General features: G+C 59.0%; 14 protein-coding genes. 3 read left to right on the top strand and 11 right to left on the bottom strand.

Features of this window, described 5'->3' with window-relative positions; translation table 11 throughout:
- The first annotated feature begins 10 nt into the window (after positions 1-10).
- Positions 11-946, top strand: a complete 936-nt coding sequence (locus ACIPZG_RS10290) for a 3-keto-5-aminohexanoate cleavage protein (RefSeq protein WP_400713085.1) — start codon at positions 11-13, stop codon at positions 944-946.
- A 32-nt stretch (positions 947-978) separates the two neighbouring features.
- Positions 979-1998, top strand: a complete 1020-nt coding sequence (locus tag ACIPZG_RS10295) for an AraC family transcriptional regulator (RefSeq protein ID WP_400713087.1) — start codon at positions 979-981, stop codon at positions 1996-1998.
- Between the two features lie 36 nt (positions 1999-2034).
- Here ACIPZG_RS10295 and ACIPZG_RS10300 read toward each other — a convergent pair whose 3' ends face one another.
- The gene (locus tag ACIPZG_RS10300) at positions 2035-2883 is read right to left on the bottom strand and encodes a TauD/TfdA dioxygenase family protein (protein WP_400713090.1); all 849 of its coding nucleotides are present in this window, start codon (positions 2881-2883) and stop codon (positions 2035-2037) included.
- A gap of 14 nt (positions 2884-2897) precedes the next feature.
- Positions 2898-3878, bottom strand: a complete 981-nt coding sequence (locus ACIPZG_RS10305; protein WP_400713093.1) for a quinone oxidoreductase family protein — start codon at positions 3876-3878, stop codon at positions 2898-2900.
- Positions 3879-4129: 251 nt separating this feature from the next.
- Between ACIPZG_RS10305 and ACIPZG_RS10310 the strand changes: the two genes are divergently transcribed.
- Positions 4130-4855 (top strand): hypothetical protein, encoded by a 726-nt coding sequence (locus ACIPZG_RS10310; RefSeq protein ID WP_400713096.1) that lies wholly within the window; start codon positions 4130-4132, stop codon positions 4853-4855.
- 179 nt (positions 4856-5034) lie between these two features.
- On the opposite strand, the gene ACIPZG_RS10315 is transcribed toward ACIPZG_RS10310, so the two are convergent.
- The 9 genes from ACIPZG_RS10315 to ACIPZG_RS10355 all read right to left on the bottom strand — a co-directional run bounded on the left by ACIPZG_RS10315 (position 5035) and on the right by ACIPZG_RS10355 (position 12505).
- Positions 5035-5733 (bottom strand): anti-sigma factor domain-containing protein, encoded by a 699-nt coding sequence (locus ACIPZG_RS10315; protein ID WP_400639786.1) that lies wholly within the window; start codon positions 5731-5733, stop codon positions 5035-5037.
- Positions 5730-6278 (bottom strand): sigma-70 family RNA polymerase sigma factor, encoded by a 549-nt coding sequence (locus tag ACIPZG_RS10320; protein WP_400713099.1) that lies wholly within the window; start codon positions 6276-6278, stop codon positions 5730-5732. Before ACIPZG_RS10320 ends, ACIPZG_RS10315 begins: the two co-directional genes overlap by 4 nt.
- Positions 6279-6381: 103 nt before the next feature.
- Positions 6382-6909 carry a DUF3455 domain-containing protein gene (locus ACIPZG_RS10325; RefSeq protein ID WP_400639788.1) on the bottom strand — a complete coding sequence of 176 codons (528 nt, stop codon included), beginning with the start codon at positions 6907-6909 and terminating at the stop codon, positions 6382-6384.
- Positions 6910-7099: 190 nt separating this feature from the next.
- The gene (locus ACIPZG_RS10330; RefSeq protein ID WP_400639789.1) at positions 7100-7630 is read right to left on the bottom strand and encodes a hypothetical protein; all 531 of its coding nucleotides are present in this window, start codon (positions 7628-7630) and stop codon (positions 7100-7102) included.
- A gap of 48 nt (positions 7631-7678) precedes the next feature.
- The gene (locus ACIPZG_RS10335) at positions 7679-8491 is read right to left on the bottom strand and encodes a transporter (protein WP_400713102.1); all 813 of its coding nucleotides are present in this window, start codon (positions 8489-8491) and stop codon (positions 7679-7681) included.
- A 108-nt stretch (positions 8492-8599) separates the two neighbouring features.
- Complete coding sequence (locus tag ACIPZG_RS10340; RefSeq protein WP_400713105.1) at positions 8600-9205, bottom strand: hypothetical protein; 606 nt, start codon at positions 9203-9205, stop codon at positions 8600-8602.
- Positions 9206-9406: 201 nt separating this feature from the next.
- Positions 9407-10411 carry an AraC family transcriptional regulator ligand-binding domain-containing protein gene (locus ACIPZG_RS10345; RefSeq protein WP_400713108.1) on the bottom strand — a complete coding sequence of 335 codons (1005 nt, stop codon included), beginning with the start codon at positions 10409-10411 and terminating at the stop codon, positions 9407-9409.
- Between the two features lie 68 nt (positions 10412-10479).
- Complete coding sequence (locus tag ACIPZG_RS10350) at positions 10480-11148, bottom strand: DUF3313 domain-containing protein (protein WP_400639793.1); 669 nt, start codon at positions 11146-11148, stop codon at positions 10480-10482.
- A 40-nt stretch (positions 11149-11188) separates the two neighbouring features.
- Positions 11189-12505 (bottom strand): OmpP1/FadL family transporter, encoded by a 1317-nt coding sequence (locus ACIPZG_RS10355; protein ID WP_400640127.1) that lies wholly within the window; start codon positions 12503-12505, stop codon positions 11189-11191.
- Positions 12506-12524 lie beyond the last annotated feature (19 nt).

The raw sequence follows: 12524 nt of genomic DNA on the forward strand, positions 1-12524 counted from the left end.
TGGAGACCCCATGGCTGCCAAGCAAAACAAAGTCATCGTCACCTGTGCCGTTACAGGTTCGATCCATACGCCCTCGATGTCGCCCTACCTGCCGGTGACCGCCGCAGAGATCGAAGAGGCCGCGGTGGGCGCGGCAGAGGCGGGCGCGGCCATCGTGCACCTGCACGCGCGCGACCCGAATACCGGCCAACCTTCGCAGGACCCGCGCCTGTTCATGGAGTTTCTGCCCCAGATCAAAGCGCGCTCGGATGTGGTGATCAACCTCACCACCGGGGGCGCGCCGAACATGCTGGTGGAAGAACGCCTGCAGCCGGCGCTGCAGCTCAAGCCTGAAGTGGCGTCGCTGAACATGGGCTCGATCAACTTCGGCCTGTACCCCATGCTCGATCGCTTCAAGGACTTCCAGCACCCCTGGGAGCAGCCGTACCTGGAGGGCTCGCGGGACCGGGTGTTCCGCAATACCTTCAGCGACATCCAGTACATCCTGGAGTCCTGCGCAGACAACGGCACGCGCTTTGAAATCGAATGCTATGACATCGGCCACCTGTACACCGCCGCGCACTTCCTCGACCGCGGCATCGTCAAAGGGCCGCTGCTGATCCAGTCGGTGTTCGGCCTGCTCGGCGGCATCGGCGCGCACCCCGAGGACGTGCTGCACATGAAGCGCACGGCCGACCGCCTGTTCGGCGACGACTACTACTGGTCGGTGCTGGGCGCGGGCAAGCACCAGATGCCGCTGGCCACCCAGGCGGCGACCATGGGCGGCAACGTGCGGGTCGGCCTTGAAGACTCGCTGTGGGACGGGCCGGGCGTGCTGTCGCGCAGCAATGCCGACCAGGTCAAGCGTGTGGTGTCGATCCTCAAGTCGCTGAACCTCGAAGTGGCCAGCCCCGACGAGGCGCGGCAGATGCTCAAGCTCAAAGGGGCCGACCAGGTCGGCTTCTGACACCCTGCTCGCCAGCCTGAGGAGGCCATTGCATGACCCTGCTGATCCGGGCTGGCGCCCTGACCCATTACCTGGAAGTCTGCCAGCGGCTCGGGGTGGACCCGGTGCCGTTACTGGCTGACGTCGGCCTGAGCAAAGCCCAGCTGCAGCACGCCGAGCACCGCCTGTGCGGTGAGGCGGCGGTGCGTCTGCTGGAAAACAGCGCGGCCGCCAGCGGCTGCCAGACCTTCGGCCTGAACATGGCCGTAGCGCGGCAGCTGTCGGACCTGGGCGCGGTCAGCCTGTTGCTGTGCCACCAGCGCTCGCTGCGCGATGCGCTGCAGGTGCTGCTGCATTACCGGCACCTGATGAACGAGTCGGTGGCCATCCATCTGGACGAGGAGGGGGGCAAGGCGATCATTCGCCAGGACGTGCTCACCCGCGCCTCGATGCCCAGCCGCCAGGCCAACGAGCTGGCCATGGGCGTGCTGTTCCGACTGTGCGCCACCTTGCTCGGCAAGCACTGGCGGCCGTACAGCGTCCATTTCACCCATCCGGCACCGGCCAACTTGCAGCTGCATCGGCGTCTGTTCGGCTGTGAACTGGTCTTTGGCAGCCACTTCAACGGCATTGTCTGCCCGGATGGCAATCTTGAGCTCGGCAGCGGCCAGGCGGACCCCGCGATGGCGCGCAATGCCCAGCGCTATGTGGTGCCGCTGCAGCAGGACGGCGGGCCGTTGCTGGTCGATGCCGTGCGCAAGGCAATTCGCCAGTGGCTGCCGGCGGGGCGCGCGACCATCGAGCACATCGCCCAGCTGCAAGGCATGAACGTGCGCACCCTGCAGCGTCGGCTGGACGATCAGGGCCTTGTGTTCAGCGGGTTGATCGGCGAAGCGCGCCGCGATCTGGTCCTGCGTTACCTGGGCAATTCCAACTACCCCTTGCAACGCATTGCCGTGCTGCTGGGCTTCTCGGTGCCAACGTCCTTTACCCGCTGGTTCATCAGCCAGTTCGGCATGCCGCCTGCGACCTGGCGAAAAAAAAACGGCAGACTGCTGGCACAGCTGCCGTAAAAGACCCGGTGCCAAGGGCACCGGGCGTGCGATCGATCAGTAAGGCTTGTCGCCGATGATGCCGGCGCGGTTCATCTTGCGATGGCAGGGCGGGTAGTCCATGACCGCGTAGTGCTGGGTGCTGCGGTTGTCCCAGATGGCGATGCTGTTGGGCTTCCAGCGCCAGCGCACCTGGTACTCAGGGATCGTCGCCTGGCTTATCAGGTAGCGCAGCAGGTCGGCACCCCCGGGGTTGAAGTCCTGGCCGAAGCGCACCCGCTCGGGCGTGTGGTAGTTGCTGAAGTGGGTGGTGAAGCTGTTGACGAACAGCACCTTCTCACCGGTTTCCGGGTGAATGCGCACCACCGGGTGCTCAGCGTCCGGGTAACGCTCCTTGAGGGCCAGGCGTTTTTCGATCGGCATGGCCGCGCCGAAACTGGCCTCGATACTGTGCCGGGCGCGCAGGCCTTCGATCTTGGCTTTGACATCCGTTGGCAGGCGGTCGTAGGCCACGACCATGTTCGCCCACACGGTGTCGCCGCCCACAGGCGGGCACTCCAGGCAGCGCAGTACCGCGCCCATCGAAGGGTTTTCGCGCCAGGTGGTATCGGTGTGCCAGGCGTTTTCATAGCGGTCCACCGGGGTTTGCGGCGACTTGTGAATCTGCACAAGGCCCGGGTAGTCGGGGTGGCTGCCGACCACCGGGTGGTCCTCCAGCTCGCCGAAGCGCCGGGCGAACGCCACATGCTCGGCGTGGCTGATGTCCTGATTGCGCAGGAACAGCACGCGGTGCTTGAGCAGTTGCTGACGAACTTCGGCGAACAGCCCATCGTCATGGATGGCGTCGGCGAGGTTCAGGCCGACCAGTTCCGCACCGATGGTACAGGTCAATTGTTCGACTTGCATGATGTGGCCCACCCTTAGATGCAGAAGATCGATGAGCCGGTGGTCACGCGTGCCTCCAGGTCACGGTGCGCTTGCACGGCATCCTTGAGCTCGTACTGCTGGTTGATTTCGATCTTGATGCGCCCGCTGCCGACATGGTCGAACAGCTCGCCGGCGAGGGCGGCTTTCTCGGCCGGGTCGGCGATGTAGTCGGCCAGGGCAGGGCGGGTCACGAACAGCGAACCCTTCATTGCCAGGATCTGCGGATCGAACGGTTCGATGGTGCCCGAGGCGGTGCCCACGCAGACCATCAGGCCGCGGCGCTTGAGCGAGTCGAGCGAGCTCATGAAGGTGTTGCGGCCAACGCTGTCGAACACCACGTTGACGCCCACGCCGTCGGTCAGCTCGCGCACGCGCTTGGCGACGTCTTCGTGGCTGTAGTTGATGGTGTGCGCGCAGCCATGGGCGCGGGCGAGCTCGGCCTTGGCGTCGGTGGACACGGTGCCGATCACGTTCAGGCCGAGCAGCTTGGCCCATTGCGAGACGATCAGCCCGACACCGCCGGCGGCGGCGTGCAGCAGAATGGTGTCGCCCGCCTTGAAGTCATAGATGCGGCGCAGCAGGTAGGACGACGTCAGCCCGCGCATGGTCATGGCTGCAGCGGTTTCGCAGCTGATGTTTTCGGGCAGCTTGATCAGCGGAGCGGCGGGGATGATGCGCTCGGTGCTGTAGGCGCCCAGGGTATTGATGAAGCCGGTGTAGGTCACACGGTCGCCGACCGCGACGTTGGTCACGCCCTGGCCCTGCGCCACGACCACACCCGCTGCCTCGACGCCGATGCCGTTGGGCATGGGGATCGGGTAGGTGCCGTTGCGGAAATAGGTGTCGGCGTAGTTCAGGCCAACGGCCACATGACGAAGTAGTACTTCTCCCGGGCCAGGTTCACCGACTTCGACGTCTTCGTAGCGAAGGACTTCGGGGGCACCGGTTTCGTAGAAGCGTACGGCTTTGGCCATGAGTGTGTTCTCCAGTCTGCATTGTTGTTGTGAGCGTCAGGACACGCTGGAACAGACTGTAGGCCGCAGGAAAAGGCGGTGCTTCACATCGGGTGACAGGGGGCTGTCTTTTCATGACAGGTGGAGCGCTGACACCCATCAGCGCCCTACACCCATGCTGAATTCGGTCCATTCGGCACTGACGTTGACGCTGGGGCCACGTATGCTCGGAGCGGTCTGTAATAAAAATGACTTCGAGGGAATGAGTCACCATGAAACTGGCAGAGTGGGCAGAGATCCAGGAAATCTACAAACGCAGCCGTCGGCAACCGAACAAGCGATTGTTCAAGTGGGCGAATGCACGCAGGTTGTGGCCGATGTGGGCAGCATTTGCATCGACACTGCTGCTGGTGGCCTTCGCGCTCTGGGCCATGATCCACCCGGCGCTGTTGCCCTATGCCTACATGGCGCTGCTGCCCTGGGGGCTCGCGCTTTACTTCACGCGCCTGAAGGGACTACGGACGATGCATGCGCAGGCGTTCGACGACCATGTGATCGATCGGCAGTCGTTCCACCACCGGGAAAGCACCCTGTGTTACGCCTTTTTTCTGGAGAGCCTGCGCAAGCAAGGCTACACGGCGGCAAAGGCCCGTGAGCTGTCAGCGTATTCAGACCTTGTCGGTAAGCCCGCAAGGCCTCCGTTGTCGCAGAACCTGGGTTTCGCGTCGCTCGTCGCCTTCATGATTGCCATCAGCACAGAGCTGATCAAGAGCGCAGAAGTGTTCACAAGCCAAGGGTTGGCAGTCGTGATAATTGGCGTTGTCGCCTTGTTCATCTATTGGCTGGTGCTGGATGGCATTTACAGCGGGGCCTACCAGAAGGCTTGGATAAAACGCTATCTGGACATGGCTGCCTGGGACCTGGAGCATTCGCCGGAGTGTGACGACGATGTAGCGCAGCCCTGTGGGAGCGGGCTTGTCCCGCGAACATGGGCGTAGCCCGTGCCAGGCTTCTTCAGTGTCTGGGGCTGGTGATACTCTTGTGGGAGCCGGCTTGCCGGCGATGAGGCTGGCACCGGCAAAAGCGCTTTGAATCAGTGTCCGTTTTGGGTCGAAAGCTGACCGTCGTGGATGAGCTCCATCGGCCCATAGCGGTCAGTGGTTGTAGACCTTTTGGGTCAAATCACTTTTACCGCGCGGCCAATGAACTTCACCGGTCCCGTCGGCAGCCCGGTAGGCGAACCGCCGGATTTCTCCAATGTCAGCTCGAACAACTGGTTGGCCTCTAGCGGTGGCAGGCTCTGTAGCGGAACACGATAGGGCTCTCCGGGCTTGACCAGGCCCAGTGAAACCGGTGCGCGCCACTGTTCGCCCTTGGTCCAGAACTGAAGGGCCATGCCTTCAGGGACAACATCCTGGCCAAGCGGGATCAGCTCGATCATGCGGCTGTCGCTGGTCTGCACCACCCAGCCGGCGGTCTGGCTGCTCGGTGCCACCAATACCACCACGAATTGAGTGGTGGGCGGGGGCGCAGTAAGCAATGTAAACGCCAGGACCGCGCTTGCTGCCAGCCCCGCAGCACTCAGCCCTTGCCATAGACCTAGGCGTCGCCACCATTTGACTCGCTGTTGGGCGGCGGGTGCGGCCAATTCATTCAGGCTGCGCTGGATACGGCCCCACAGGCGGACGCTCGGTGGCTGCGGCGCAGCCAGCGCGGTCAGCTCCAGCAAACGTGTCTCCCAGGTATCCACGGCGGCGCGCAAAGCCGGATCGCTGCCTAGTCGCTCGGTCACTGTGGCGTGTTGCTGTGGCGACAGGGTTCCTAGCACAAACTCGCCGGCGAGGCTGTCCAATTCCTCGGCAGTATCCGGCTTCATTCCAGGCACTCCCGCAATGCCTTTAGGCTGCGCTTGATCCAGGCTTTGACGGTGCCCAATGGCGCCCCCAGCAGCCCGGCGATTTCGGCGTGGCTGCAGCCGTCCACATAGGCGTGCAGGATGCAACGCTGCGGCGCAGGCTGCAGTTTTTCGAGGCAACGGTAGATCTTCGCCGACCCTGACCAGAGGTCAATGTCATCGAATCCCCCGTGCAATGTGGGCGTCGTATCCATTTCGGCTTCGTCCAGCACGGTTTCACGGCGCGAATCGCGGATCGAATTCAGTGCCAGGTGGCGGGTGATGCTGTAGATCCAGCCGCGCGCCGAGCCGCGTGCCGGGTCGAAGCTGGCGGCGCGGGTCCAGATGCGGATAAACGCATCGTGGACGATGTCTTCTGCGCTGGCGTTGTCACGCGCGATACGCCGGGCAACGCCCAGCAGGCGCGCACCTTCGTGGTCGTAAAGCGCCTGCAGGGCGTGCCGGTCTCCCTGAGAGCAGGCCTCCAGGCAGCGGTGGTAGTCGAACGGGGCGACAGGCGAGTTCAACGTGTGCAGCTTCCTTGTGTCATGCAAGGTACCCCGGCGATCCAGCCGGGGGCTTGCCAACGAGCGTAGATGAACGATTGCAAGGTGTCTGCTCAAGTGCGCATTACTTGTCTGTCCAGAACACATAATCGGCCTGGTACTGGACGACCTGCCTGGTACCTTTGTTCTGCGCCGTGCAGTCGCTTGCCGGCGCCACGCCGCCGCGTGTGGCCAGGCGCTGGATGTAGCTGACTCCCTGCATGGCGCCTTTACCTTCGGCTGGGTTGGCCTTGACCAGTTGATAGGGTATCGCGCCCTTATCTGCAGGTGCCACCGCCAGCTGGGTGCCGGTGACTTTCGATCCGTCCTTGGCCTGCCAGGTGGCGGGTGGGCCGTAGTAGTCGCCCACTTGTTTGCCGGCACGGTCATTGAGCACGGCCTTGGGGCCGACGAAGGTCCATTCGGTTTGGCCGGGGGTGTTGGCCTTGTCGCGGCACTCGTAAGTAATCTCGCCGACACCGACGGTCTCAAGCATGACGCGATGGCCATCGGGAACCTTGACCGCATCTGGCAGTGCGGATTGGGCGTGAGCGGGTTGCAGCGCCAGGGCGAGGCTGCAGGCGAGCAGGCAGGCGGAGGGTTTGAGGCTCATGGGTAGTGCTCCTTACAGGTCATTTGGCTGGGCAGCCACAGGCCGCCCATAAGCAATACCCGCAAACGGGTGTACTGGATGCACTGAATGGGGAAAAAATTGGTTTCGCCCATCACGACCGGCAGCTAACGACCCAGCGCGGACTTTCAAGCATGGTCCGAAAATCCCTCTTGCACCCAGCCTGCGGTCCTCAGGCACCTTCCGCAGATTTAGCAGGTTTTGGCGGCAATGGACCAATAAACATCACTTTCAGTCGATCACGACCAATGACGCGTGCCAGTTCCGCGATGACGCAGTACATGAAAATCAGGGTCACGAGCAGGATCTGTATGGCCCAGAAGCGCGGCCAATTCATCGAGGACCACAGCAGGGAATTCGCGTCCATGAAGCTCGGAGCCTCCTTCCAGTAGTCGTAAAGCCGCTCCAGGTAATGCACCACCAGCGCGACCAGGGCATACATGAGGGTCTTCCAACTGACATTCCATATCAGCGGCTTGTCAGGGAAACGGTTGATGAAGGGCAACATGTCTGCCACCAGAACAGACTTTCCAAGCACCAGGGATGCAATCAGCACGGATGCCGAAACGGGAAGGTCCACCCCTGACCCCTTGATCATGAGGGCGCGGATAAGGGCCACGATGTGCAGAATGATGAAGAAGAATAGGGTCGGGGGAAGCGCCTTCATGAATTCATGTTTGATCTTCAGCAGCACGTTGCTCATTGTCGCTCCTCCAGAAAGTGAGACGCTTCAGGTGACTGCGGATATCAGTCAATGGGGAAACAGTAACGTCACTGCGGCGCGGAACCCCCAGCCTTGAGGCCCCTCTCCAGATCTATCCAGCCAATACCTCGGGCCTGCCTGGATTGTCAGGGGGTGGCCATTGATTTTCAGCAGTTGGGTGACGGTCAGGTTGATGGGTACGGACCACTCGCGTGCTTGCCAATCATAGGTTGATTCGGAGTTGATGCCGTACGTGGTGTGGGTCTCGGTGGTATAGGACAGAAAAGGTTGCAGGAAGGTCTGGTTGACCTTTTCCTTCTCATCCGGCGGGCTACCATCAAGGCCCCAGATGTGGTTGGCGAGTATGCCGCGGGTCCAGCCATTTGATTGCTTGAGCGCCACTGCGGTAGGGCCCAGGCCCCATTGCTCGTTACCAAGCAATTCATCACTGCCGGTTGGAATCAACAAAGCCGGACCCGCCCCAAGAATCCAACCACTGTCGGTGGGTTTGCTGGGGGAGAAGAAAAAGCTTTGCGTGATATCCCCGGCACCCGATTTGTCCGCCGCGCCATTGGGGGCCAAGCCATGCTGGTCGATAAGCGGGAGGATGGTACGTGAAATGAGGTTCCAGTCCTCGTTCAACTTGAACGGCAGTACTGGCTGGATGTTGGTCACGCTGTGCATGCCCTCGCCGGTGGGCCCCATCTTCTGATCCCAGTTGTACTGCACGGGCAGGCTGTACATGGCCGCTACAGGGTTGAGCGCTGCCTTGGCCAATTCCGCCGAGTCTTCGGCATGGGCACCACTGGCCTGTACGACAACCATCATGACGAACAAGCACGTGAGATGAATTCGTTGCATGTACTCTCTCTCTGCTGGCGGGTACTGAGTGCAATCACGACTGGAAGCTATCGCCCCCTAGCAGCTATACGCAAACCACAAAAAGCGGCTGGAGGCAGTCTGGTACAGTCATTTCGTCACGCCGCGCTCACCAACATATTCAACTATCAAGTCTAGGGTTCCCCGACCGCCTCTTCTTAAACAAGCAACTAGAGATAGCCATGGAATGTCGGTGAGTCGGACTTGATCGTGCGGTAGGGCTCGCACCTCACCAGCAGTCCCACCTGCGGGTCCGCCGTCCGGTAAATAAATAAGTACCCATGCTCCGCGCGACTCAAGGACCAGTCCTAGACGAAAACCTTCGCCTTCGGAAATCATGCCTACTTTGGCCCCTTCGATGTTCTCCAAACCTGCAAATCGTGACGCGACGTCTTTAATTAGTTGATAGCCAGGAAGATTTCCGAGCAAACGATCCTCAACAGTGTGCAGCGTATTTTCTGCAGCCTTGGTTTTAGCCAGTAACCCGGCAAAGAAGCAAATAGCCCCTAATGCAACTATAGCCACCAGCGTAATGGCCGTGCCGCCGAGAAAGGTGTAACCAGACAAAAATGGAGCAATTTTCTCAATTGGCGCTCTCAAGAGATGAATGGCTTTCTCTATGAGTATGAAAAGCACCACGAGTGGAAAAATGAATAGCAACCCGCCTGCGATAGTTGTTTTCACAAAACGAAACATGGTGTTTCCTCCGTCAGCAGGCAGTAGCCCGTCTGTTTCCTACAGGTATTAACCTGTTTAGCTCAAGCCCACGAGGTTGGCCACCTGCATAAATCACACCACGGACCTAATCTAGGGATGAAGCTCCCGTTTGCTCCAATCCTGCGCGGTCTAGATTAGGCCGCTCTTTTTGTCCCATAGCAACCAGTGGCAATATTTCCTCTAAATATCCCTGATCGTTGAGTCACCGTATTGCCTCCGGTGCTCAAGAGGCGTCATTTCAAACCACCTCAAGTGGGCGCGGCAGAAAGATGTGGTGCGCCGATATCCTAATTCGCCGGATATCTGTCCTACCGTGAGGCTGGTTTTGCGTAACATTTTCTCAGCCTGCCTACGGCGGATACGGTCCAAACATTCCTCAAAGTCAAAAGCTGCTTGAGACATCCGGCGCTGCAGAGTGCGTGGATGAAGATCAAGCGCTAGGGCGACTTGCTCTAATGTGCATCGCTGTTGAGGCAGTAGAATGATAATCTGCCTTTCGACTTCCACGCTAATATCATCAGACGGAGTTTCTTGTACTTCAAGACAGTATCGGACCATGGCATGCACATTAGCGTCATGCTTAACGCATGCTTGGCATAACGTATCTGCAGGAATGGCTAAATAATTTTGACCCTGAGCAAATAGGACTGCGCAGTTAAAATAATTATCATAATTTGAAGTGCTGCCTAGAGGTGCATGCGAAAAGGCTAGAGCATGCGGTTTAAGGGGGAAGCCTCTAAGATCTCCAATGAGTAGCGCAATTGTGGCGATCCACAATTCCATGCCTTGAGGCTTAATTGAAGATTCTGATTGAGCGGCTTCGAAATATATTACTGCTTGCCCAGGGCGGTGCTCCAATCGCAAGCGAATATCATATCCACAATGGCGTATATACCGGATGAGCGATATCAAAGCGTGGCCGACGGTAGCTGCAGACATCGCTAAGTGGCGAAGAGTCCCCAAAAGCGAATGATCATATAACATTGGTAAATCTTGGTTGATTCTAGGAAGCGCCAATGCCTGAACGTGGCTTTTGAAAATATTGACCAAATTTCGATGATGCCTTTCGCCGCCCAGTATGGTAAGGCTTGGTGCATCAGGCATTGCAACTTCACTTTCCGACCGAAATCGGTCTATTGTTTTCTTGCGCATCCTAAAAAAATCAGTATCGCGAAGGCTATCCATGAGTTCGCGCCCCTCGTTAATGAATCATTTAGAAATGCCCCGCTCAAGTGTTAACGGGGCAGCTCTGATTATTTCTTGAGTTGCTGTAGAACGCCGGCCATGTCTTTGGCCCAGCCATCCAATACCGCCTTGGCATCCTTGGCTTGCATCACTTGTGATGAGTTGTCCAATTCAGCGCCGGCCCCCTTGCGCACGACTTCAGCCACTACTTGATTGCTATTACCATCAATGAACGCTGCTTCAGTCGCGATGCTGGTGTCCTGGTCACGAATGCCGGTGGCGGTGCTGATGCCGGCTGCAACCAGAGCAATTGGGATGACCTCATAGGGACGCAAGCTTTTGGTCTTGGCACTGACAGCAGTGATCGCGGGACGCACCACTAGCACGTTTGGCCCTGGGCTGGTCGCCAATGGCAACACTTGTGAAAAATGGTTCTTCAGGGTCTGGTCGTAGTATTGGGTAATTCCTTGCAGCGTCGATTGCGGAATTTTCTCTGTCGGCTGAGGTTTCGGATAGAGCTGGCTTGGCTCCAGATAGATACTCGAGTACTGCTTGGCGTCAACACCCGGCTTGATCCATCGCATCACCGGTGCTCCTGAGGGAGACTTATCCTCCTTCAGCACACTGTAATCCTTGAGAAAGCCAGAGTACTGATCAGCTTCGACATACTTGCTGGCGCAGCCATGCAGCATGAGCGTGGTCAGGCACAGCGTTGCAGCCATTACCTTGGTTTTCATGCAGTGTCTCCTTCCTTATGAGTAGCGATGAAACGCGTGTTCAGAAGCGCCAGGTGGCGCCCCCGCCAATGATGTGCAGTGCGCTGTTGTCGTAGCTGCCGGACAAGGTTGTACCGGAACGTGACTTTGTCTGTTCGATGTCCATATCGCCCAACCAAACTAGGGTGTAAGCCATGTGCAGATCCAGTCCAGCATCCACGGCATAATTGACCCCAGCAGCGAAGCGCCAGGCTTCACCCATGGGGTTATCGACGGTGCGATCTTCATCATCCACAGCGGAGCTGTCGTAACCCAGGCCCATGCTCCAGCGCCACTGCGGGGTAGCCTGATACATTGCACCTAGCGAGGCATGCCAAGTGTCTTTGTATTGGCGATCGACAGTACGGTTCGTGCCGTCTCCGTTAGCATCGACATCTACGCCAACATCTCCAAAATCGCTCCAGTCTTGCCAACCGAGGCTGCCCAGCAGCGTCCACTGATCGTCAAGTTCATGGGCCAAACTGAACGTGACGGTTTGCGGCACGTTGAGGTCGAGCTCCAGCGAATCCACATCAAGACGGCGCAATCCGGCATTTATCAACGGATTACTGATCTCGCTCAGGTGGGGTTTATCCTCGAATTCCAGTTTGACTTTGCTGGTGTAGGCAAGGCCCAGCCGGGTACTGGGATCGACTTGATAAAGTACACCCAGGTTCACACCGACACCCACATCGGTGTCCTTGTATTCCAACTGACCATCTGGGCGGTCGGCCAGTCCTAACAAATTATTGTTGATCGCCATCTCGGTGCGGTAATAGCCGACCATGATCCGCGGGCCGATGCCGATCGACAGATCATCTGTAAACTTGTAGGCCCACGTGGGTTGCAACGAAACACCGATGATCGCAGCCTCTTGCGTAAAGTAGCGACCGGCCCAGTCATCGTCATAGTCCAGTGCCAGGCCAAAGTTACCGTACATACCGAAGCCGATGGCCGAGCGTTCATCGATCTGGTGGCTGACGAACAGGCTGGCCCCAGGGAGGTACTCAAGAGAGTTTCCGCCCTCGTTGCCATCGAATTGGTTGCTGCTATTACGAGAGAAACTCAGGTCGCCAAGAATAACCTGGGCATTGGCACTGAGCTGCGTGCCCTTGAGTTGCGTAATGCCTGCGGGGTTGCTCATCAGTACGCTGGGATCTTTGGCCAGCGCAGCGGACCCTGCATTTGCCAGCCCATTGCCTTCCTGGCCAGCCTCATAGATGAGAATTCCGCCCGCCCAACTGGCGTTGGCATGGATGGCCGTGGCGAGGGCAATTGCCGGCACATAGCATGCGCGCAATCGCGCACCACGCGCTGAGCTGGCTCGTTTGTTTTTCATCATGGCTCACTCCAATTCC

Origin of the sequence: Pseudomonas sp. NPDC089395, assembly GCF_044749525.1 — a bacterium.
Taxonomy (GTDB): Bacteria; Pseudomonadota; Gammaproteobacteria; order Pseudomonadales; family Pseudomonadaceae; genus Aquipseudomonas.